The organism is Shewanella inventionis, from assembly GCF_014641855.1.
GTDB classification, from domain to species: Bacteria; Pseudomonadota; Gammaproteobacteria; order Enterobacterales; family Shewanellaceae; genus Shewanella; species Shewanella inventionis.
Genome location: NZ_BMII01000018.1, coordinates 15,344 through 37,834 on the forward strand (window position 1 = coordinate 15,344; position 22,491 = coordinate 37,834).

Here is a 22,491-nt window from a genome sequence, read left to right on the forward strand (position 1 = left end):
GATTTACACTTGTTGGTAAAATCAGAATTGTTGTAGATAAGCTTATGTTTTAATGAAGATAAAACCATCAAGGTTTTAATGGGGGAGTGAATTTAAGGGCCGTTTACACTTTAGTCTACAGGCATAAAAAAGCCGCGAGTATTGCGGCTTTGAATTTACACAAGGATTATGCTTTTTTGTTTTCCCAGGGGGTTTTTGCGCTCATGTCGGTTAAATCATAAGGGGTTAACTGATACACATAATAGTTCAGCCAATTACTCACTAACAAGCTGCCATGGCTATGCCAACGTGCAATAGGCTCTTGGGTTGGGTCATCGTTTCGGTAATAATTTTGCGGTATATCAGGGTTTAACCCTTGGCCTAAATCGCGGTTATATTCATCATTTAATGTGCCTTTTTGATATTCAGGATGGCCCATTACAAACAAATTGCGATTGTCACGGCTTAACACAATATAGGCGCCCGCTTGCTCTGACTCAGCTAACACTTCGATATCAGCATGTTGACGAAGCTCTTCTATGTTCATTTCGGCAAAGCGTGAATGAGGCGCATAAAACTCGTCATCAAAGCCTCTAAGCAAAGGGTGTGGATCGCTGGTGCGAGTGTGATTAAACACCCCTGAGCGTTTATTTTGTAGCAGTTGGCGCTTTAAACCATATAAGTGGTACAAACCGGCATGAGCAGCCCAACACAAAAATAAAACGGAAGTCACGTGATGTTGTGACCAATCAATAATTTCGCGGATATGATCCCAATACACCACATCTTTAAAATCAATTTGCCCTAAAGGGGCGCCGGTAATAATTAATCCATCGTAATTATTATGACGAACATCTTCAAAGTCACGATAAAAGGTGTTCATGTGATCAACCGAAGTATGCTTTGACTCTTTGTCGTGAATACGCAATAAGTCCACGCCGACTTGCAAAGGAGTATTGCCTAACAACCTAAGCAGTTGGGTCTCTGTCTCAATTTTATTGGGCATTAAATTCAAGATTAATACCCTCATTGGACGAATGTCCTGATTAGCCGCTCGGGTTTCAGACATCACGAAAATATTTTCAGACTCTAAAATACCTGCAGCAGGGAGATTATCTGGAATTCGAACCGGCATACGACTCACCTTTGGGTTAATGGAACACAAACAACGGGTGCATTGGTAATAACGTTTAACTAAACAAATGACTGTGTGGAACAGATCACAAATTTACATTCTGCACATCTGAGCATCAGTTAACTTTGCCAAGGTGTTTTAATGGCTTAATCAGTTAAGCACAACGGCTAAACATCAATAGTGACACACGTTGTCATTTATTTTGTTAATCATACACAAGGATGTCTAGAAGTCTACACGTCTTAAGTTGAATTTTTTTCGTTCTTGTTATCAAGCGGCAATATTTCTATTATGAGCCATTGATAATAATGAGGTTAACTATGTCTGCTGCGACAGCAATGATTATTGGTGCAAGCTCTGCACTTAGCCAAGCACTTGCGGCGCAATTATCGGCACAAAATGTGTCGTTGGTGCTATTTGTTAATGATCCAGAAGCGATTCAACCATTTAGCTTAAGTCTTCCTGGTGAAGTCAGCATATATCCATTAACTATCGACCAGCCACACACTTTAATTGCGCAGCTTAACCAGGCATGGGAGAAGCATAACGGTGCCCATTTAGTGATAGTCAATACGGGCGTTAACGAATATGACCCTGCTTTGCCCTGGTCTATTGACCAACATACGATTGACGTTAATGTGATGGGCTTTGCCGCTGCGAGCCAGTGTATTTTTAAATTGATGTGTCAGCAAGGTTATGGCCAATTAGCAGCAATAAACTCTATTGCAGGACAACGCGGAGGCCCTAATGTGGCTTATCACGCTTCTAAAGCATTTGCTGCAAACTATCTGCAAGGGTTAAGTATGCACGCGCAGCGCTTAAAATTGCCTGTGACTATCAGCGATATTCAGCTTGGGTTATTTGATAAAGCGGTGCACTTAAATACCAAGTTATTATTGTCGCCCATTGACAACGTAGCCGAGCAAATATTAACGGCACTGAAAAAGGGAAAACGCCGAGTGTATGTTACCAAGCGCTGGCGTATTGTGGCGTGGATAAACAGAATATTGCCTGAATATATCTACAATACCCGCCATTGGAAACCAAGAAAGAAACGCGGTTAATCTGGATGATATGATAAAGGTATATAACAAAACAGGAACCTGCGGGTTCCTGTTTTTGTTGCAATGAATAGCTGATGCTAATCAACTACAGTTAGAAGGTATATCCCACACTAACCATATACACCCATGGGTCGATATCGGTTTCAACAACCACATGATCGGCACCCAAATCGAAACTGACATCAGTAGAAATTTGCGCATACCATACAGATGCGTTAACCAACCAATTTTTATCAATTTGATAATCAAGCCCCACCTGTGCAGCCACGCCCCAAGAATTTGACATGGACAAATTATCTAACCCTAAATCTTTGGCACCTTGATTGAAATCATTGTCAAAAAAGTTAGTAAAATTAACCCCAACACCAACATATGGACGAAGCGCAGACTGAGCATTGCCAAAATAATATTGAGCAACTAACGTGGGTGGCAAATGCTTGGTGTTTGCAATCACACCTAACTCACCAAGGGACACATCATGACTAAATGGCGTCGCCGCTAATAGCTCAACCGCAACATTATCAGTGAGCATATAACCAAAGTTTAAGCCTAACTGTGTGTTGTTATTCACACTAAACTCAGCGATACCCGCAACGACTGGGCTTGACTCACTTGGGGCAACCGTTGCACTACCTGCACGTACAATAATATCTCCAGCTTGATGAGCTGCAACACCAAAAGATAAACCAGCACAAAGCAACGAAGCAGCAACTAAACCTAGGGTAATTTTATTATTCATTTTAACACTCCATAACAGCAATAATCAGATGTAACTCTGTAACATTCTTAACAATTGCCGCTAACCTACCTAAGTTGTTCATTAACAATATTGATTTAGATCAATAAAGCTGCAGTACCTCTATGTGGGTACCACCATGCTTGCACTAGACATGATGCAGATCACAAAAAAACAGCAAAAGAGATAAAAGATGCATTTAAAAGTTAGCTTATTGGATGGAGATCACGGGGGGACGATGGCATGAGGATACAATGAACTACCACTCATGCCATTGTTAGTTAATACAGTTACGGAAGAAGACTAATACTTGTAGCAAAACCTAACTGGCGTCATGTTGTTGTTCTGGCGCGGCATTGGCAAACGCGGCTAATTGGTCGCAAGTTTGTGCAATGCGGACAATGTTAGGAAAGTTATCAAGCGGTACATTAAAACGTTTTGCGTTGTATACCTGTGGTACCAAACAAATGTCGGCCAGTGTTGGCGTGTCGCCAAAACAAAAAATGCCCGAATGCTGTGATAACTGCTCCTCTAACGCAGTAAATCCCAAGACGATCCAGTGATGATACCAGCGCATTTTGTCTGTGTCAGACACGCCCATTTCGTTAACAAGGTATTGCAAGACGCGTAAGTTATCTAACGGATGAATTTCGCAAGCAATGGCTTGTGCCATGCCTCGCACGATGGCGCGATGCTCAATGTTACTGGGCAATAAAGGGGTTTGTGGGTATTTTTCTTCTAGGTATTCAATGATGGCTAATGATTGCGATAAATTAAGTTCGCCGTTAGCACCATTATCCACTAAGGTTGGCACTAAGTGTTGCGGATTTAACTGATGGTATGCTTGAGAGTGCTGCTCACCGCCGTTATTGACCAAATGTACTGAAATATGCTCTGCCGATAACTGTTTTAAATTTAACGCTATACGCACACGATACGCCGCACTTGAGCGCCAATATCCATAGAGTTTCATATCGATTTCCTATTTGATTTTTTCTACTAAAAATAAAAAGGCAATAACGAGGGTTCGCCACTGCCTTATTTCGTGATGAGCATTGAGTTGTTTTATGCTTTATATTCAACAACTTTTTGGTCAATAGAACCAAAAATGCTCACGCCATTTTCATCAAACATTTCAATTCGAACAGTATCACCAAAATGCATAAATGGGGTTGATGCTTTGCCGTCGGCGATGATTTCTAGCATACGCTTTTCAGCTAAACAACTTGAGCCAGCGCTGCGGTCATAGTTAGAAATCGTACCTGATCCAATAATAGCACCCGCGCCTAAAGGACGTGTTTTAGCCACATGAGACACCAACTGGCTAAAGTTAAATGTCATATCAACACCGGCATTTGGACGACCAAATAATTCGTTATTTAAATGCGTAACCAGCGGTAAATGCACCTTGCTGTCTTGCCACTTATCTCCAAGTTCATCAGGAGTGATAGCTACAGGAGAAAACGCACTTGATGGTTTAGATTGAAAAAAGCCAAAGCCTTTTGCAAGTTCGCCAGGGATCAAGTTACGCAGTGACACGTCGTTGACTAGCATCAGTAACTTGATGTGTTTAGCAGCATTGTCACTCGACACGCCCATGGCCACATCATCAGTAATAATGGCAATCTCTGATTCGAAATCGATGCCGTATTCTTCACTGGCCATTTCAATATTGGCTTTAGGTGCGATAAAGCTGTCTGAGCCACCTTGATACACTAATGGATCTGTCCAAAATGTTTCTGGCATTTCAGCACCACGTGCCTTTCTTACTAACTCAACATGATTAACGTAAGCACTGCCGTCAGCCCATTGATAAGCGCGAGGTAATGGCGACAAACAACGTGACTCATCAAAGGCAATAGCGTTGTCCATTTGACCGTCATTTAGCGCGTCATATAACTCGCTCAGTTGCGGATACAATAAATCCCAAGCATCTAGTAACTGCTGCATGGTATGTGCAATGGCTGGCACAGCTACCGCTTTGGTCAAATCTTTACTAACTAACATCAATTGGCCGTCGCGACGTCCGTTGTGATAACTTGCAAGTTTCATTATTGCTCCTAAATTCTGGGTGGCATTCGCGCTGAGTCTCATTAGCTTGAATGGCTTAACTTACTCATTTTGACCATAGAAAGGCGAAAAATCCTAGAGTGTGCGGCAAATCACGTTTTGCCGGGGTAAATCATGATTTGTACATTATTATTTACAACGATAAAAAAACCACAACAATGCTGGTTTACCGCACTGACAATGGCCAATTTGCCAGCAGTTAACTGGCAGTAAATCGTTACATTACTTTTTCTTACTTATGTCGTAATCGCGTAACTTATTGGCAATGGCGGTATGAGATACACCCAGTTTTTTGGCTAATTGCCGCGTACTTGGGTAAGCAGGATACAAGCGGCGTAATAAACCGGCCTCGTATTCTTTCATTGCTTCATCTAGGGTGCCTTCAAATTCTTCGTCAAAATAACCAAAGCCTTCAGCATAAGACGGCAGTTTAAGTTGCTCAACGGTCAACTCGGTAGAGCCATCCCACATCGACACGGCTCTAAAAATGGCATTTTTAAGCTGACGCACGTTACCTGGCCAGGCGTAAGTAAACAGATAGTCACGGCAGCTGGCAGAAATACGTCTAAGCGGACTGGATAATTGTTGACTGTAGTGCTCTAAAAACATTTCGGTCAATGGGATAATGTCGACTCTTCGCTCACGTAGCGATGGCATGTGATAGCTCAGCACGTGAATGCGATAATATAAATCTTCTCTAAACTCGCCCGTTTGACAAAGCTCTGCGAGGTTTTTCTGGGTCGAGCAAATAATGCGTACATCGGCTCGCACTTCAACATCGCCACCAATGCGCCTAAAAGTACCGTCTTGTAATAAACGCAGCAACTTAACCTGAGCAGCTTTAGACATTTCGGCAATTTCATCTAAAAACACCGTACCGCCTTTGGCCTCTTCAAATAAGCCTCGTTTAACCACTGTGCCGTTAGTGACAAAACCAAAGAGCTCTTCTTCTGCCACACTGTCTGGCAAAGCGGCGCAGTTAATGGCAATAAAAGGATGTTCACGGCGCATACTGGCGTCGTGGCTCGCGCGGGCCATCAGTTCTTTACCTGTGCCTGTTTCGCCGGTAATTAACAGCGGCGCATCGAGCTGAGCCATACGTTTAGCTTGCTTTAACACGTCTTTCATTTTGTCGCTGTTGGCTAACACATTATCAAAACCTGTTGATTGATTTTGCAAAGCATTAAATTGCTTGCCAACTCTGGCGGGGGATTTAAGCGATATTACCGCACCGGCTAAAATAGTCGTGTCATTATCGTCAGGAAGATAAATAGGAAGCATTTCTGCTAAGTATTCATTGGAATTGATTTGCACTCGAGTTGCTTGAGCTAACACTGGGGTTTCACTCATCCAACGGGCAAAATTAAAACCTTGTACCCAGTGGTTAAGTGACTCGTCTACTACTTCATGTTCTGCCATATCTAGAGTGAGTAAGGCAGACTCATTGGCAATACGAATACGCCCTTTTGTGTCGGTTGAGAAAACAGAATCAGGTAACGTTTTAAGCAAGGTTTTTAGTGCGTAGTGCTCTTGTTCTGATGGCATAAAAGATACGGTGCGAACATCGTGTACACTTTCAACTTTACGAATTTGTGGCATCAGTTCACGCAAGGTTTCAAAGCTGATTTCTGCAAACTGCAAAAATAGGAACCCTTTATTACTGGCATCAATGGCGATTAAATTAATGCCATGTTTTTCAAGCACGACGAGGATGTCTTTCGCTAAACCAACGCGATCAATACAACTGACTTCCAAACGCATATGTAACGATTCCCTATTATTAAAGTTATGTTGCGGAAATTAGTGACAACGTTAGATGGATATTGCCTCAGTGGCAAGTGAAGTTTACAGCAGAATTGTAACAGATAACGTATTTAGCATGTTACGTTAACGTAACATGCTGAAATCGATGTGATAATATTTAATCTAACAACTGGTCTGTCTTGGCTGCCATAATGAAATCATTTTTATGTAAGCCTTTAATTGAATGCGACCACCAAGTGACGGTCACTTTACCCCATTCGGTTAAAATTCCAGGGTGATGAAACTCTGCCTCGGCCAAATCGGCTAGCTTATTAGTAAATGCCATAGCCAATCTAAAATTTTTAAATTTATAGACTCGCTCAAGCTGCATGATACCATCTCGAACTTCGACACCCCAGTCTGGGATCATACCGATAAGCTCCGCTAACTCTTCATCAGTTACTTTAGGTGCATCTGCTTGACATGCTTCACATTTCATCTCGGTTAATGCGCTCATTTATACTCCTTGGCTTAATTTAATCTTGTGTGCTTGCAGCATGATAACTACACGCTGGGGTTAACAGATTTTGGCTCAAATTTAGGTTCAAACAGGCCTAACTGCTGCGCTTTACTGACCATAGCCATAATGTCCATACGGGCAATTTCATCTAGATAGTCTATATTTTCAATAACATAATATATAGGCTGCATAATATCGATGCGATATGGCGTACGCAGTACATCAAGTAAATCAAAGGTTTTACGCTCAGGTTTATCGCTCAATGCATACATGGTTTCACCGGGTGAACTTAAAATACCACCGCCGTATATCTGTAACGGCTCATCTTTTGCCTGCACCAGGCCAAACTCGATAGTAAACCAATACAAACGAGCTAAAAACACCCGTTGCTCTTTGGTTGCCGCCAAGCCTAATTGACCGTACATATGGGAAAAATGGGCAAAAGAAGGATTGGTTAACAAAGGGCAATGACCAAAGATTTCATGAAATATATCTGGCTCTTGCAAGTAGTCGAATTCTTCTTTAGTGCGAATAAAGGTTGCTACCGGAAACTCTTTATTCGCTAAAAGTTCAAAAAAACGCCCAAATGAGATAAGTGCAGGTACAGCAGCGGTTTTCCACCCCGTAGCTTGTAGCAGTACCCTGTCTATTTCAGGTAATTGTGGGACCCGATCAACCGACATCCCAAGCGCATCTAGACCTTTTAAATAAGCCGGACAAGCTCGCCCAGGCAAATTAGTCACCTGGCGCTGATATAGCTGTTGCCATAATTGATTCTCGTGTTCTGAGTAATCAATGTAGCCTTGGGCGTCAGGTTGATGGGCAATATACTTTGTTGCTGTAGTCATATGTTCCACTTTACGTAAACTTCACTTATTACATAGTGTGCTAAGGTGAACGTTTTGTTAACTACTTCACAGTTTATTGTCTCATGATAAAGCTGCACTATTTGTAAACAAATTAATACAATGGCAACAAATCTTAGCCATAATCGCTTGCTCATTTTGTGCGAAGTTGATTAAATTGATGCAAAGCTGACCAGTATAATTTTGCAATCAATATCAATAATTTCGCTGGAACTTGAGCTGTGATAATTTACAATGTAGACAGAACATGACTCATTTATTCACAGGACGATTAAACTATGGCAATTTTGGTAACCGGTGGCGCAGGCTATATAGGTACGCACACAGTAGTAGAGCTACTAAATGCTGGACAGGAAGTGGTCATCGTAGACAATTTATCGAACTCAAGTGTTGAAGCATTAGCTCGTGTAAAGACCATTACAGGTAAAGATGTCACGTTTTACCAGGGTGATATTCTTAATAAAGCGTTACTGCAAAAAGTGTTTGTCGATCATAGTATCGAATCTGTTATTCATTTTGCTGGCCTAAAAGCCGTTGGCGAGTCGGTTGCTAAGCCGCTGAAGTATTATGAAAACAACGTTACTGGCACCATTATTTTATGCCAGGTAATGGCTGAAAATAACGTTAAAAACTTGGTATTTAGCTCATCAGCTACTGTGTATGGCGACCCGGCAAGCTTACCGATTAAAGAAGATTTCCCTACCGGCGCAACCAATCCTTATGGTCAGTCAAAGTTAATGGTAGAACACATTCTAGCGGATTTACATCACTCGGATAATAGCTGGAATATCGCTCGTTTACGTTACTTTAACCCTGTAGGCGCCCACGAAAGTGGCTTAATTGGTGAAGACCCTAACGACATTCCTAATAATTTGATGCCATTTATTGCCCAGGTTGCTGTAGGTAAACGTGAGCAATTGAGTGTGTTTGGCAATGATTACAACACCCCAGATGGTACTGGCGTGCGTGATTATATTCACGTGGTCGATTTAGCTATTGGTCACTTGCAGGCACTCAAAAAATTGCAAACTAAGCCAGGGTTAGTCACTTATAACCTAGGTACTGGTATAGGTTACAGTGTGTTAGATATGGTAAAAGCATTTGAAAAAGCCTGTGGCAAAACCATTGCTTATCAAATCAGCCCTCGCCGCCCAGGTGATATTGCCGCCTGTTACGCAGATCCAAGCTTTGCAGCGACAGAATTAAACTGGCGCGCCACCCACAGCGTAGAAGATATGGCAAGCAGCAGCTGGAAATGGCAATCAAATAACCCTGATGGGTATAAAATGCCAAGCGCTTAACAATTTTTTGCTGCAGCTAATGCTAATATTGGCTGTTAGTTGCAGCAAATAATAAAGCCAAATGGACAAATAATGACCCAAGGTATTAATCAAAGCCGCCGTAATCTTTTTAGCCGCCGTAAAACCAATGTGATCCGCCCGCCCTGGAGTAAAGACGAGCAAACCTTTACGGATAATTGCACCCGTTGTGATAAATGCATTAATGCGTGTGACACACAAATCATTAAACGTGGTGAAGGTGGTTTTCCTGAAATTGACTTTAGCCAGGATGAATGCACATTTTGCAAACAATGTGTTGAGGTGTGTCCTGAACCTGTTTTTGATACCAGTGCAACGTTACCGTGGAACATAGTTGCCAGTATAAAAGACAACTGTTTAACCGAGAAAGGCGTATGGTGTCAAAGCTGTAAAGATGCCTGCGACCCCCGCGCTATTAGCTTTACCATGGCGGTAGGCCAAGTGCCCAAACCACGAATAGACACAGAAGCATGTACAGGATGTGGCGCTTGTGTTTCACCTTGTCCGTCAGATGCGATCACATTGATGCCATAGGGTTAATAAAACCCACAATTTATCGTTTTGTTATGTTGTCTTTAACGCTATATTAGCACCCCTATTTAACCATATACCCAAGGCACTGAGATGTTTGGCCAAAAAAAGCCTGTTAACCCATTAAGTTTTATTGCACAAGAATGTCATTTAACAGGAAAATTGATGTTTAGTGGTGATGTCCTGATTGCAGGTCATGTTAATGGCGATATTCAGGCACAGGGTAATGTAACGATAGAACCCTCAGGAACAGTTGAGGGAGATATTTTATGTCGCGAATTAAAAATAGCAGGCCAAATGTCTGGAGAAGCTCGCTGTAAAAAAATCACCCTTCATGAACAAGGCGTTTTTGAGGGTGATGCTTATTGCGAAAACATTGAAATTTTAGATGGCGGCCAATTTTTAGGCTATCGTCACCGCGACCCACTCTCGACCTCATCAGCCAATACAGACGCAAAAACCGCTGATAAAGCTTAAGTTATATTTGAGTTAACACTTTGGTTATGTGCTGGTTTTGTTGGTGTTAAAACGCTGGCAAGTGTCCTCTATGGTTAACCAACTAACCTGCTCATTGGTATAAATATGATATGTAGGTTGCACTTTGTTAGGGTCATCAAGTGATGCTATCGACAAAGTGCAGTACTGCGGGTAATCCACATGTCTATAGGTCATACTGGTGCCACATTGCTGACAAAAACCACGACGAATATCAGCAGAAGAAGCAAACTCTGTGATCTGCCCTTGCAGCCATGTTACCTGTTCGGTATTAAAATCCATCCAACTCATCACCACTGCACCTGCACTTTTACGGCATTGGCTACAATGGCAATGATCGGCATCAAATGGCATGTCAGTTGTCTGGTAACGAATAGCGCCACATAAACACCCGCCTGTTAATAGCATGGTTAATTATTCCCCTTGTAAATGCACCTCAGCCAACGTGGCTGCTTGGTTTGACTGCTGCCATTGGCGTAACAAGCTAACAAACTCTTTTGGGTCGCGATCAATACTGTCTGTCGATAAATAAAGATGATAACCCAGTTGCTCATTTAAGGTTTGGCAGCGGTGTCCAAACATGGCTAATACGCCACGATAACGGTCGCCATTTACAATTAACGGCGTGTATTCTGTGCCTAAATAGCCTTCTAAACTTTGTAAGTCTTCATCTTGTGTAGCTGCCGTCATTAATAGCGGTCGTTGCTCGGTTAGCAAGCCTGTGGCTAAACGCGGCGAAATACAATCTAAAATAGGGTTAATTTGTTTCAGCTTAACGCCAATGTAGGGCAATTCAATCAACTCCATATTTTGATTAACTCTTACATTGTCAAGACGTTGTATATTAGACCATTCAATAAAGACCTGCCCCCGACGATGAAAAAAGCACATTCCTTGGGCGGTTAATTTAAAGCTAACTGCGGGTTGATACACTTTGGCTATGCCTAAAATTAACCCAACAGATCCCAGCGCAAACAACATCATGCCAAGCGCAAACAAGCTGCCAAAGCCAATAAAAATCACTAAGCTTGATAACAGGCTAATCGAACCAAATAAGGTTAGCGTAATACCATTGCGTTTTGAAAAGGGGGTGATCAATAGCTCATCGATCATTTAGCGTGTCTCCTTGGCGATGGGCGCGTGTAATATAAATTTAATGTTGAGCCACAACATACCCACATATTCGTGAATGGCGCGTTGAGAAGCCAATAATTGGTCTGCATCAAGTCTCCACCAAAAACTCTGACGAGCAATAAAATCGGTTGGCGCTGCTTGCGGCTGCATGCCTATTTGAGTAAAAATCATCATTGCACGCGGCATATGTGTTGCTGATGTCACCAGTTTAAAAGGTTGTGAACCAATCAACTGCTGCAGAGCGTAAGCCTCTTCTATGGTATCTTTAGGCTGGTCAAACTTAATTATATTGGCCGGGTTTACCCCAAGTTCAATCGCTGCGTTGGCCATGATACTGGCGTGTGGTGTCGGTTGTATGCCGCCACTGTAACCGCTCACCACTAATGTGCATTGTTGCCCTAACCTCAGTTGCCTTATTCCTTCGCTTAAGCGTGCTAATGCGGTGGCAGATAACTGCTGCACAGCAGTTAAGCCTGGCTTTTCGGTATTACTTGAGCCTAATACCATCACCACGCACCCTTGTGCCATATTTTGGTTATTAGGGAGAAAACGAGACTCTAATGAGTCGGATAACCAATAGCTTACCTGCGATTGGCTGCACAAAAACAACACAGCTATAGCAAGTGATAAGCTGACTTTACCAAGCTTAAGCAACCATTGGCCTTGACTGCGCCACAATAACGCGGCTAACAACAACAGCAACACAGTTAACGGAATGGGCATCACTAATTGTGACAAGAGCTTTTTAAACCAAAACATCAATCATTCACTCAATCTTTATTCAGTCTTAGATTCTAGTGTAACTTAGTCTACGCAAAACAAAAACGGCACTATTAAGTGCCGTTTAGATACCACGCAAATTGGGGTAAACCTACTTTTCGTCTTTGCCCCAAAGCCATGCAGCGCCACGTACGCCAGATGATGCACCAAATTTGTTTTTAACAACTTGCGTGCCACACTCGCGGCCCACAACATATTTAGGTAGCACTTTAGGTAGTTCGGTATAAATGGCTTCGATGTTGGATACGCCGCCACCTAAGACAATCATGTCTGGGTCCATCATGTTTATCACATGAGCAAGTGAACGTGCTAAGCGATCGATAAAACGCTCAAACGCTGCTGTTGCTAATGGGTCGCCCTGCTGCATCATTTCAGCAATTTGAATACCACTGGTGGCATCGCCACCGGCAGCACGAAAGTCACGCACAAAACCAGTGCCAGAAATAAAGGTTTCAATACAGTCGCGGTTACCACAAAAGCACGTAGTGGTATTAAACTCATCGGGTGTCATCCAAGGTAGCGGGTTATGCCCCCACTCACCACCAATGCCATTACCACCACCGTGTACTGTTCCGTTAATTGATACACCTGCACCGCAACCTGTACCAATAATGCCACCAAATACGACACGCTTTCCGGCTGCTGCGCCGTCAACGGCTTCTGAAACCGCAAAACAGTTTGCATCGTTAGCTACACGCACTTCACGGTGTAAAACATCACTTAAATCTTTGTCTAATGGATGGCCGTTAATCCAGGTTGAATTTGAATTTTTAACTAGCCCAGTAAACGGTGATACCACACCAGGAATACCTATCCCTACAGAACCCGTTTGCTCTGTTGCTGCTTCAGCATCCGCTACTAAACTGACAATAGCTTGCACTGTATCAGGGTAGTTTCTTGGCGTAGGAATGCGCTTTCTGAATATTTCAGCACCGTCATCTGCTAACGCTACTATTTCAATTTTGGTCCCACCGAGATCGACGCCCATGCGCATCATAACTAGCCTCTCCATTATTCGTGTTAAGTTTTGTCCATACTTGCAAACTCAGGATAAACCTAATTTTTTGCTAACCACGCCTTAGACGCAGCAATAAAATATGGATTTAAAATCGTTTCTTTTTGATTATATTCAAGTGGCGTCATGGCTGGATAAGCCAACACAACCCCACCTGCACTTTCTAGTACTGCTTGCGCTGCTGCGGTGTCCCATTCGCTGGTTAATCCAAGCCTTGGATACACATCAGCTTGCCCTTCTGCCACCATGCAAAACTTTAGCGAGCTACCGACACTGAGCATAGTGTGCTCACCCAGCTGCTCCAGATATAACGCCACATCGGGGCTCACATGAGAACGGCTACCAACCACGACCGGAGGGGTATTTATTGCACGTGAACTAATATCAAGTTCGGTGACAACACCCTCATGCTCAAGCCAGGCTCCATGGCCTAATATGCCGCTGTAACATTTATTTAAAACGGGTGCATAAACCACCCCCGCAATTGCCTTTCCTTGATGAATTAACGCAATATTAACGGTAAACTCACCATTACGTTTAATGAACTCTTTGGTGCCGTCAAGTGGATCAATTAACCAATAGGTTTGCCATGTTTGTCTTTCGGTCCAGCTGATGTCGGCGGCTTCTTCACTCATGACGGCAATATCAGCAAAATGCGTTTTGAGCCCAGCCACAATCACATTATGACTAGCAATATCGGCAGCAGTAACTGGGCTGTCATCTTGTTTAACTTCAACACCTAAATCAGCTTTAGCATAAACCTGCATTATGGCTTTACCGGCGTCTTTGGCCAGTGCGACTATGTGCTCTAAATCAGTGAGCGAAAATGTAAAATTCGACAAATCTATTCCTTAAATTTATAGCGGTTCGATGTAACATTTTTGCATTATGCCATCGTTCACGTCATAAACTGATATATTGATTTCATCGAAGTTAAGCCAATTAGGATTAACATTGCTTTATTAACGCTCACTATCAAACAACATACCTGCAACAACCTCTGCCTGTTGATACTAAGCTAAGCACTACAAGGCGCAAAGCAAACTGTGCATTTCTGCATTCGTATTCAATCATTGGCATAAGCAATATTTCACTAAAACGCTGAGAATACATTGAAAAGGCAATGAATCTTGTCGAACAAGCAGCCTTTTCCATCTTCTCTTTTCTCTTTTCTCTTTTCTCTTTTAATAATACTAAAAGACCAAATATCATAGCGCTTTGGTTATTTTTATATTGTCTACTTGTAACACCACACCTTGTTGATCTCCCCAATTAGGGAATATCACTAAGGGCGTATCCACTTTGGTTAAATCCAGAGTTGAGCCGGTATTATTTTGTAGGTCTGCCAAACTGATATCATAATGTGTCCATACACCTATCTCGGGGGCGTTAATGGCAAAATCACCAGAGCTACATGGGTGCTGACAATCCATTTTAATGTTTAACGAACGTGACGTTCTTGGATCTGATACCACATATAAGTCAAAAGATAAGGTGGCAAAATCACTTAAATCAAACACGGTAGGGCTTTGAAAATACCCAACAGCCTCATTAGTGTTAAAGGTTAATTGAGTCACCATGTTGTGTTCGCCGCCAACATCTACCTGTGCTTCTGCAAGTTCTCCAGAAGCAACATATTGACCGTAGGCAAAAGGCGCATTTGTAGCGTCGTCATACACACTCAGTTGAGTTTGGTTATCTAGTTGGTATTGATAACGAACATTATCTATTTGAAACTCAATCGGACCTGTAGGTTCAATCACAAACGGGTTGACGATATCAGCAAAGTTGACCGTACTACCTGGTGAAAAACGGTTACCATTAGCCACAAGTGTTGCCAGTGGCACACTCACTTGTTGCCACTGTTCAAGCGTTGTTGGTAATTGTATGGTTGCATCACCGACATTTGGCCAACCACTGTCAGCTTTAACCAATACTTCGGTACCGTCTGCAATTGTTAATACTTTAATATCAAAAACTAACGCACCTAATGCCTGCCAGTGGCTTAAATCGGCTCTTGGGCTGTACTCAAAATACAGATTACCAGTATCGCCCGTTTTAGTAATCTGTAGTACGTTTCCCTGGGTGTCGTCCGTTATCACTTGATAACTTATGGCATTATCAGGGTTGTAACTGTTAAAAATTAATCCTGCTGCTAAAGCATCTTGATCGCCAAAACTAAACAGGTTTAATGGTGATTGTTGGCCAAAGGTGGTGTCGGGAATAACAATCTCTGGTGCGGTTTGCCCTGGCGTTACTGTGACGGTTTCGTCAATGGTTTCGCACCCCGCGCCAGTACCTGGCGACTGCGCACATTCATAAACGCGAACATAATCCACTACCATAGATTGCGGAAATACTGACGGATCAATACCTGTGTTATGCACGTTTGCCGACCAGGCACCGCCCACAGCAAGATTTAATAACATGTGAAAACGTTGATTAAAGGGTGCATCATCTGGTGCGTTAACTAATTGGCCTTCGTCGTCTACGTATTGGCTATACCAGCCAGAAGATTGTTGGGTGGCAAAGTGTACATCGTCAACATACCAGCGTATTTCATCTTCTTGCCATTCAACGGCATACACATGAAAGTCATCTGCTGGATTGGCCCCGTCAGGTAAGGTGTACTCCTGCCCTGTGTAAACATTGTTTGGCCATTGCTTACCGTAATGTAAAGTGCCGTGGATCGCCGCAACTGGCGCTTCGCCGTCGACTTCTACCTTAAGATTCACCGCTTCCATGATGTCAATTTCACCTGAACCAGCCCATGGGCCATATACCCAATCGGTTGGAAGCATCCAAATTGCTGGCCATGTACCTTGGCCTTGAGGTAACTTGGCACGGATCTCAAAACGGCCGTATTTCCAATCACCTTTATTTTTAGACACTAACCGTGCAGAGGTATAGTCAAGGGTTTTGGAGGTATCGTTAATATCATAGCTTGGGTCTGAGTCGTTAACCGCGGGGCCCGAATACGTTTCTTTGATGGCGGTTATGGTTAACATGCCATCGGCAACTGAGGCGTTTTCTGTTCTGGCTGTGTAACATTGAGCTTCGTTATTACCGCCGCCATAACAGTCAACAGCAAAACTCCATTTGTTGCTATCGACTGCATTGCCATCAAATTCGTCTTGCCAAACCATATTCCAACCGCTATCAGAACTATCAGCAATACTGGTGTCTTCTTGAGTGATAATGGCGTCATCGTCAGAACACCCTGGCATTAATACCAGTGTGGTTAAACAAAGCCAAAATGAATATTTATTGTAGCTCATTGTTTTCCTCATTTATGGTTCTTCGCGCTTTGCAAATAACAGTGTCTAAAACACCATTAACCACATCACTTGGCACAAATTTGGGTTGAGTTAAGCTAGACTCATCTAAAATAGATGAGCCTAACTTAGGTAACGCTTTGGTTATTGTTTACAAGTGACTGTGTTTTCGCTCGGCTGAGACTTGATCACCACATCGCTAAAGCTGATGTCTACTTTAGCGTCGGTCGCTAGGTAAAACGGCATGGTGATTTTGCCAAAGTCCATAGGCTCATCTGCAAAACATGCCAGTGAAAAGCTTAAGGTTTGCCACTCACCCAACTGACTATTAACCTGCTGAGCAATATCAAGCTGTTTACGACAGTCTCCTTCACAAGCCATACCTAGCCACAACGGTTTTTCAAGCACGGCTGAACTCTTGATGCTTATCGACAATGCTGAATCACTGTTACTGTAGGCTCTAAAGTCACGCGGGAAATTACTCACTAAACCAACAATACCTTGTTCGCTGCCATTAAATGACACTAAACGAGCATCTTCTTGCACGACGCGATCCATGGTGCGAATAGTTAACGCGCTATTTTTGGCCACACTGCTCGACATACCTTGACGCTCTACGCTATTGGCAATGTACATAGACCAAGGAGATTTCACTGCGCGCTCAAACAAAGCCAAGTCAGAAATGGTTTGCTCAGCCGCTAGGTTGTCTTCAGACAAGCTATCTAACACGACAGCGCTCGATACATCTGACTGATAATTTAGCCCATAACCAAATGGAATAAGCGGCTTGTATTGTGCTTTTTGCTCAGCTGATGCGCTTTGTAGCGGCACATTAACTGTGGTTTGTTGTGGTGTTGCAGGCCATGAGAATGACAATTTACCCACAAAGTCATGCTGCACTTTTCCGTTGGCATCGGTAAACAACACATCGGCAATCCCTTGACCTTCAGAGCCTGGTAACCATGCTGCAACAAAAGCATCAGATGCATTAAATTCAGGATTTACCCACATTGGGCGGCCACTGATAAATACCGACACAACAGGAATACCTTGTGCTTTAAGTTGTTTTAACAAGGCTAAATCGCGTTTGTCACCCCGTTGATATTCTAAATTATCAATATCACCGTTACCTTCTGCGTATGGCTCTTCACCATAAACCACAATGGCGACATCAGGTTTTTGTTGCGTAGTTAACTCACCAGTAGGACTTAATATTGCCTGGCCACCCGCTTGCTTAACGGCTTGCTCAATACCAGAGTAAATTGAGGTTGCCCCAGGGAAATCAGCATTTTGATTGTCAGTACCCTGCCAGGTAATGGTCCAACCGCCAGACTGCTTACCAATATTATCTGCAGCATCACCCGCCACCAAAACAGTTAATTTGGGTGACAGTGGCAATAACTTTTGATTATTTTTCAATAATACCAATGACTCACGCACAGCTTGACGTGCAACTTCACGATGACTTTCTTGGCCTATTAATTCTGTTTTACCTGATAATGGACGCTTAGCAGGGCTTGGCTTATCAAATAAACCAGCCCTAAATTTAACCCGCAAAATACGTGATACGGCATCATCTAATCGAGCTTGGCTAATTTCACCACTGTTAACCTGCGCCACAGTGTTTTCAAATAAGGGTTTCCATGCCGCAGTTGGCACCATAAAAATATCTAAGCCAGCGTTGGCAGCCTGAGCACAAGACTCATTGGTACAGCCCGGAATTTGTCCATGGCCGTTCCAGTCACCAACCACAAAGCCGTCAAAGCCCATGCGGTCTTTTAACACATCTGTCAGCAGGTATTTATTGCCATGGTTTTTAACCCCATGCCAGCTGTTAAATGAAGCCATCACACTTTGTGCACCTGCATTTAAACCGCCAACATAACCTTGAGCATGCACATCAACCAATGTTTGCTCACTGGCAATATTGTCGCCCTGATCGATGCCTTTTTCTGTGCCACCATCGCCTAAAAAGTGCTTAACCGTTGATAACACGCGTTGATCCGATAAAAAGTCGCCATTTACAGCACCTTGCAATCCTTCAACAATGGCAAATGAGTAATCTCTTACAATGGTAGGATCTTCTGAATAGCCTTCGTAAGTGCGGCCCCAACGGTCGTCTTGAACCACAGCAACTGTAGGTGCAAATACCCAATCGATACCCGTTACCATCACCTCTTTTGCTGTAATCGCTGCAATTTGTTCAATCAACTTAGGGTTATTAGCAGCACCTAAACCGATGTTGTGCGGAAATAATGTCGCGCCAATCACATTGTTGTGACCATGTACCGCATCGGTACCCCACATTGTCGGAATATTAATGCCATCGACAGAATCATCGACAGACGCTTGATATAAGGCTTCAGCTAAGGCAATCCAGTCCGCTGGTGTGGCGTGTTTATCATTATTTGGGTAAGCACCACCGCCATTAAGGTATGAACCAAATCCATACTTACGCATATCTTCAATGGTAATGTCGCGGATTTCGGGTTGGATCATCTGAGCCACTTTTTGCTCTACGGTCATTTTTGCAACCAATGCCGCAATTTTAGCTTCAAGCGCTGCATCTTTCGCAATAGCAGGAGTCAGCGCTGGCCATAAATCAATGCCAGATTTTACCGCTGTGTCATCAACAACTCCCGCAGAAGTGTCAGGAACTTGCTCAACAGGAGTCGAATCGCTGCACCCAGTTAAGCTTAAAATCACAGCTAAACTTACTGTACTCAGTGGCAAAGCTAATTTACCTGACGTAAATCCGTTAATAAATTGATTGGTGTTCATTGTGTTTCCTTATCCCTGCTGCTGTGCATTAAACTGAGGACGCTTTGCATTGCAGCCCACTAAACCGTAGTAGCCAATAAAACCATAGCAAACTAATGGCACAATAAAGGCTAATTGAATACCAAAACTGTCAGCCATAACACCTTGCAATAAAGGTAAAACGGCGCCGCCGACAATGGCTAAACATAAAATACCTGAGCCCTGGCTTGTATGTTGTTTTAAATCTTGTAACGCTAAGCTAAAAATGGTCGGGAACATGATCGAGTTACACAGCCCTACAAACAATAAAGCCCACATTGCCACACTGCCTGCACTAAACATGGCTGCAACCACCAATACACAAGCACAAAGCGCATTAAAGGCTAATACTTTACCCGCTCTCACTTTTTGCATCACAGCCGCCCCAATAAAGCGGCCCACCATGGCACCACCAAAATAGTAGGCGATATAGTTAGCTGCTTGTGACTCAGATAACCCACCTATGTCGTCTTGAGTTAAAAAGCTGATTAAAAAGCTGCCAATGCCGACTTCAGCACCCACGTAAACAAAAATACCTACGGCGCCTAACACTAGATGCGGATACTGCCATGCACTGCCAGCAGGCTCGCTGTTTGTGCTCAGCACTTTTTTGCCTAATAGCGGCAGTTTTAACAGCATAAAAATAAGCGCTAGGGCAAATAAGGCGCCCGCTAAAATTAAATAGGGCGTTTGTACTGCTGTTGCTTGCTGCTGTACAGATAGCTGCCCAATCACCTCACCCACTTCAGTTAATTTTTCATCGTGTTCTACCGTTGATAAAATTAACCAACTGCCAAAGAAAGGCGCAACGGTTGTACCAAGAGAGTTAAAGGCTTGGGTTAAGGTTAATCGTGAAGATGCCGTCTCAGCAGGGCCAAGTACACTGACATAAGGGTTAGCAGATACTTGTAAAATAGTGATGCCTGAAGCGAGAATAAAAAAAGCAAAAAGGAACATGTTGTAAGAGCCGTAACTCGCTGAAGGATAAAATAATAAACATCCGACACACGCAATCACTAAACCAGTGATAATCCCCTTTTGATAACCAATTTTACCCACTAGTGCGCCAGCGGGAATCGACACAATAAAGTAAGCGCCAAAGAAACAAAACTGCACTAACATGGCTTGAGTGTAATTAAGCTCAAACATGTTTTTTAAGTATGGAATTAAAATATCATTGAGGCAGGTTAAAAACCCCCACATGAAAAATAAAGAGGTTAACGCGACTAACGCAAAGCGAAAGTCCCCGATTTGATGGGTCGAATCAACATGCGTTAATTCTGGTTGATGTGAAGTCGCCATGACATTCCCTATGTTATAAATCGTTATATTGGGTTGTTATCAATAAATGATAATTAATCGCTACCGTTCAATCGCTAAATCAATAGCAACATACAATGCCCATAAATCATTAACCCAGCTCAGCTAAGTTAATCATCTCCCCTACGGGCTGGTAACCACTAATTTGCAAAATCAATTATTGACCTTTGAGTAATTAATCACTAATCTCAATGTAAGCGCTTTCATTTTTAACATATCGATAACTGATGTCAACGATTTTTAAGTACTCTAATAGATATTTTCATCATTGAGCAAATCGGGACAAGCGCGTTATAACGGGTGTTTCAGCGCAAAAAACTCTCAATAACAAAGACTCAAATTTAATCAATACTAAGTGAAAACTAATATGAAAATAATGTTACCAGCTAACTCGAAAATGCAATCAAAAGCATTCACCTATGGTGTGGCAACAGCTTCGTTTCAAATTGAAGGGGCAGCAGATTCTCGTTTAGCCTGTATTTGGGATACCTTTTGCGCCACGCCTGGCAAAATCCGTGATGGCTCAAACGGTGAGCAAGCTTGTGAGCACGTTAAACTATGGCGTGAAGACATTGACTTAATTGAGTCACTCGGCGTTGATGCGTATCGTTTATCAATTTCTTGGCCACGTGTATTGCACAAAGACGGCAGTGTAAATGCGCAAGGTGTCCAGTTTTACATCGACTTATTAGATGAGTTGAATCGTCGCGGTATTAAACCTTTTGTGACCTTATACCACTGGGATTTACCACAACACATTGAAGACAATGGTGGCTGGTTAAATCGCGAAACTGCCTACTTGTTTGCCGATTACACCGACAAAATTACTCAAGCTTTAGGTGATAGGGTGTATTCGTATGCCACATTTAACGAGCCTTTTTGTAGCTCATATTTAGGCTACGAAATTGGCGTTCACGCACCCGGTTTAGCCAAAAAGTCTTATGGTCGCCAATCTGCTCACCATTTATTGCTAGCACACGGATTAGCAATGAAAGTACTGCAAAAAAACAGCCCTAACACCCTAAATGGCATCGTACTTAACTTTACCCCGTGTTACAGCGCAACAGACTCAATAGCAGATGTGCAAGCAGCCAGCAAAGCCGATCAATATTTTAATCAATGGTACATCAAGCCACTATTTGACCGCTGCTACCCAGAGATCATTAATGATTTTGACCCGCAAGATGTACCAGTAATGGAAGAAGGCGACTTTGACATTATTGCGCAACCCATCGATTTTTTAGGCATTAACTTTTACACCCGTGCAGTATATAAAGCTGATGCGACTCTTGGTTTTAGCCAAATTGATATGGTCGATAAGCCTAAAACCGATATTGGTTGGGAAATTTACCCACAAGCCTTTACTGACTTATTAACCTCACTACACAAATTGTACCCATTACCGCCGATGTACATCACCGAAAATGGTGCAGCGATGGCAGACAAATTAATCGACGGAAAAGTGGATGATCAAGACAGACTCGCCTATTATGACGCCCACTTAAATGCTGTAAATAATGCAATAGAACAAGGCGTTAATATTGTAGGTTATTTTGCTTGGAGTTTAATGGATAACTTTGAATGGGCAGAAGGTTATTTAAAACGCTTTGGTATTGTGTATGTCGATTACGCAACACAAAAACGAACACTTAAATCAAGTGCATACGCTTACAAAGACTTAATTGCTAATAGAAAATAAAAAAAAGCTGT

At 42.7% G+C, this 22,491-nt stretch carries 20 protein-coding genes; 5 read left to right on the plus strand and 15 right to left on the minus strand.

Translation table 11 applies throughout. The annotated features are described in order from the left end of the window. Positions 1-166: 166 nt before the first annotated feature. On the minus strand, positions 167-1,114 hold the full coding sequence (gene metA / locus IEW93_RS11700; protein ID WP_188739509.1) for a homoserine O-acetyltransferase MetA: 948 nt from the start codon (positions 1,112-1,114) through the stop codon (positions 167-169). Positions 1,115-1,434: 320 nt separating this feature from the next. On the opposite strand from metA, the gene IEW93_RS11705 reads away from it, so the two are divergent. Continuing rightward, on the plus strand, positions 1,435-2,178 hold the full coding sequence (locus tag IEW93_RS11705; RefSeq protein ID WP_188739510.1) for an SDR family NAD(P)-dependent oxidoreductase: 744 nt from the start codon (positions 1,435-1,437) through the stop codon (positions 2,176-2,178). Between the two features lie 91 nt (positions 2,179-2,269). On the opposite strand, the gene ompW is transcribed toward IEW93_RS11705, so the two are convergent. The 6 genes from ompW to phhA all read right to left on the minus strand — a co-directional run bounded on the left by ompW (position 2,270) and on the right by phhA (position 8,095). Continuing rightward, positions 2,270-2,917, minus strand: a complete 648-nt coding sequence (gene ompW / locus IEW93_RS11710) for an outer membrane protein OmpW (RefSeq protein ID WP_188739511.1) — start codon at positions 2,915-2,917, stop codon at positions 2,270-2,272. A 319-nt stretch (positions 2,918-3,236) separates the two neighbouring features. Beyond that, entirely contained in the window at positions 3,237-3,887 is a 651-nt protein-coding gene (maiA, locus tag IEW93_RS11715) for a maleylacetoacetate isomerase (RefSeq protein ID WP_188739512.1), read from the minus strand. Between the two features lie 92 nt (positions 3,888-3,979). Next, entirely contained in the window at positions 3,980-4,966 is a 987-nt protein-coding gene (locus tag IEW93_RS11720; protein WP_188739513.1) for a fumarylacetoacetate hydrolase family protein, read from the minus strand. 240 nt (positions 4,967-5,206) lie between these two features. Then, on the minus strand, positions 5,207-6,745 hold the full coding sequence (gene tyrR, locus IEW93_RS11725) for a transcriptional regulator TyrR (RefSeq protein WP_188739514.1): 1,539 nt from the start codon (positions 6,743-6,745) through the stop codon (positions 5,207-5,209). A 160-nt stretch (positions 6,746-6,905) separates the two neighbouring features. Beyond that, positions 6,906-7,244 carry a 4a-hydroxytetrahydrobiopterin dehydratase gene (locus IEW93_RS11730; RefSeq protein WP_188739515.1) on the minus strand — a complete coding sequence of 113 codons (339 nt, stop codon included), beginning with the start codon at positions 7,242-7,244 and terminating at the stop codon, positions 6,906-6,908. Positions 7,245-7,291: 47 nt separating this feature from the next. Continuing rightward, positions 7,292-8,095 (minus strand): phenylalanine 4-monooxygenase, encoded by an 804-nt coding sequence (phhA, locus tag IEW93_RS11735; protein WP_188739516.1) that lies wholly within the window; start codon positions 8,093-8,095, stop codon positions 7,292-7,294. A 296-nt stretch (positions 8,096-8,391) separates the two neighbouring features. Between phhA and galE the strand changes: the two genes are divergently transcribed. The 3 genes from galE (at position 8,392) to IEW93_RS11750 (ending at position 10,440) form a co-directional block, all read left to right on the plus strand. Continuing rightward, entirely contained in the window at positions 8,392-9,414 is a 1,023-nt protein-coding gene (gene galE, locus IEW93_RS11740; protein ID WP_188739517.1) for a UDP-glucose 4-epimerase GalE, read from the plus strand. A gap of 72 nt (positions 9,415-9,486) precedes the next feature. Further along, on the plus strand, positions 9,487-9,966 hold the full coding sequence (napF, locus tag IEW93_RS11745) for a ferredoxin-type protein NapF (protein WP_188739518.1): 480 nt from the start codon (positions 9,487-9,489) through the stop codon (positions 9,964-9,966). A 90-nt stretch (positions 9,967-10,056) separates the two neighbouring features. Then, positions 10,057-10,440 carry a bactofilin family protein gene (locus IEW93_RS11750; RefSeq protein ID WP_188739519.1) on the plus strand — a complete coding sequence of 128 codons (384 nt, stop codon included), beginning with the start codon at positions 10,057-10,059 and terminating at the stop codon, positions 10,438-10,440. A 24-nt stretch (positions 10,441-10,464) separates the two neighbouring features. On the opposite strand, the gene IEW93_RS11755 is transcribed toward IEW93_RS11750, so the two are convergent. From IEW93_RS11755 to IEW93_RS11790, 8 genes are all read right to left on the minus strand, one after another. After that, positions 10,465-10,866 carry a GFA family protein gene (locus IEW93_RS11755; protein WP_188739520.1) on the minus strand — a complete coding sequence of 134 codons (402 nt, stop codon included), beginning with the start codon at positions 10,864-10,866 and terminating at the stop codon, positions 10,465-10,467. A 6-nt stretch (positions 10,867-10,872) separates the two neighbouring features. Further along, entirely contained in the window at positions 10,873-11,571 is a 699-nt protein-coding gene (locus IEW93_RS11760; protein WP_188739521.1) for a DUF2982 domain-containing protein, read from the minus strand. Continuing rightward, a complete protein-coding gene (locus IEW93_RS11765; RefSeq protein ID WP_188739522.1) occupies positions 11,572-12,351 on the minus strand; it encodes a YdcF family protein in 780 nt (259 codons plus the stop codon). A 112-nt stretch (positions 12,352-12,463) separates the two neighbouring features. Continuing rightward, positions 12,464-13,369, minus strand: coding sequence for a fructokinase (gene mak, locus IEW93_RS11770; protein WP_188739523.1), 906 nt, complete (start codon positions 13,367-13,369; stop codon positions 12,464-12,466). Positions 13,370-13,428: 59 nt separating this feature from the next. Further along, complete coding sequence (gene cysQ, locus IEW93_RS11775) at positions 13,429-14,229, minus strand: 3'(2'),5'-bisphosphate nucleotidase CysQ (protein WP_188739524.1); 801 nt, start codon at positions 14,227-14,229, stop codon at positions 13,429-13,431. Between the two features lie 366 nt (positions 14,230-14,595). Then, the gene (locus IEW93_RS11780) at positions 14,596-16,665 is read right to left on the minus strand and encodes a glycoside hydrolase family 16 protein (RefSeq protein ID WP_229706675.1); all 2,070 of its coding nucleotides are present in this window, start codon (positions 16,663-16,665) and stop codon (positions 14,596-14,598) included. Between the two features lie 141 nt (positions 16,666-16,806). Beyond that, positions 16,807-19,443, minus strand: a complete 2,637-nt coding sequence (locus IEW93_RS11785) for a glycoside hydrolase family 3 protein (protein WP_188739526.1) — start codon at positions 19,441-19,443, stop codon at positions 16,807-16,809. Between the two features lie 9 nt (positions 19,444-19,452). After that, a complete protein-coding gene (locus tag IEW93_RS11790) occupies positions 19,453-20,763 on the minus strand; it encodes a sugar MFS transporter (RefSeq protein WP_188739527.1) in 1,311 nt (436 codons plus the stop codon). Positions 20,764-21,148: 385 nt separating this feature from the next. Between IEW93_RS11790 and IEW93_RS11795 the strand changes: the two genes are divergently transcribed. Further along, complete coding sequence (locus IEW93_RS11795) at positions 21,149-22,480, plus strand: GH1 family beta-glucosidase (protein ID WP_188739528.1); 1,332 nt, start codon at positions 21,149-21,151, stop codon at positions 22,478-22,480. Positions 22,481-22,491: the final 11 nt, after the last annotated feature.

Coding starts and splice junctions, on each gene's coding strand:
- metA (WP_188739509.1), bottom strand. CDS start 1,114: ATGCCGGTTCGAATTCCAGATAATCTCCCTGCTGCAGGTATTTTAGAG.
- IEW93_RS11705 (WP_188739510.1), top strand. CDS start 1,435: ATGTCTGCTGCGACAGCAATGATTATTGGTGCAAGCTCTGCACTTAGC.
- ompW (WP_188739511.1), bottom strand. CDS start 2,917: ATGAATAATAAAATTACCCTAGGTTTAGTTGCTGCTTCGTTGCTTTGT.
- maiA (WP_188739512.1), bottom strand. CDS start 3,887: ATGAAACTCTATGGATATTGGCGCTCAAGTGCGGCGTATCGTGTGCGT.
- IEW93_RS11720 (WP_188739513.1), bottom strand. CDS start 4,966: ATGAAACTTGCAAGTTATCACAACGGACGTCGCGACGGCCAATTGATG.
- tyrR (WP_188739514.1), bottom strand. CDS start 6,745: ATGCGTTTGGAAGTCAGTTGTATTGATCGCGTTGGTTTAGCGAAAGAC.
- IEW93_RS11730 (WP_188739515.1), bottom strand. CDS start 7,244: ATGAGCGCATTAACCGAGATGAAATGTGAAGCATGTCAAGCAGATGCA.
- phhA (WP_188739516.1), bottom strand. CDS start 8,095: ATGACTACAGCAACAAAGTATATTGCCCATCAACCTGACGCCCAAGGC.
- galE (WP_188739517.1), top strand. CDS start 8,392: ATGGCAATTTTGGTAACCGGTGGCGCAGGCTATATAGGTACGCACACA.
- napF (WP_188739518.1), top strand. CDS start 9,487: ATGACCCAAGGTATTAATCAAAGCCGCCGTAATCTTTTTAGCCGCCGT.
- IEW93_RS11750 (WP_188739519.1), top strand. CDS start 10,057: ATGTTTGGCCAAAAAAAGCCTGTTAACCCATTAAGTTTTATTGCACAA.
- IEW93_RS11755 (WP_188739520.1), bottom strand. CDS start 10,866: ATGCTATTAACAGGCGGGTGTTTATGTGGCGCTATTCGTTACCAGACA.
- IEW93_RS11760 (WP_188739521.1), bottom strand. CDS start 11,571: ATGATCGATGAGCTATTGATCACCCCCTTTTCAAAACGCAATGGTATT.
- IEW93_RS11765 (WP_188739522.1), bottom strand. CDS start 12,351: ATGTTTTGGTTTAAAAAGCTCTTGTCACAATTAGTGATGCCCATTCCG.
- mak (WP_188739523.1), bottom strand. CDS start 13,369: ATGATGCGCATGGGCGTCGATCTCGGTGGGACCAAAATTGAAATAGTA.
- IEW93_RS11780 (WP_229706675.1), bottom strand. CDS start 16,665: ATGAGCTACAATAAATATTCATTTTGGCTTTGTTTAACCACACTGGTA.
- IEW93_RS11785 (WP_188739526.1), bottom strand. CDS start 19,443: ATGAACACCAATCAATTTATTAACGGATTTACGTCAGGTAAATTAGCT.
- IEW93_RS11790 (WP_188739527.1), bottom strand. CDS start 20,763: ATGGCGACTTCACATCAACCAGAATTAACGCATGTTGATTCGACCCAT.
- IEW93_RS11795 (WP_188739528.1), top strand. CDS start 21,149: ATGAAAATAATGTTACCAGCTAACTCGAAAATGCAATCAAAAGCATTC.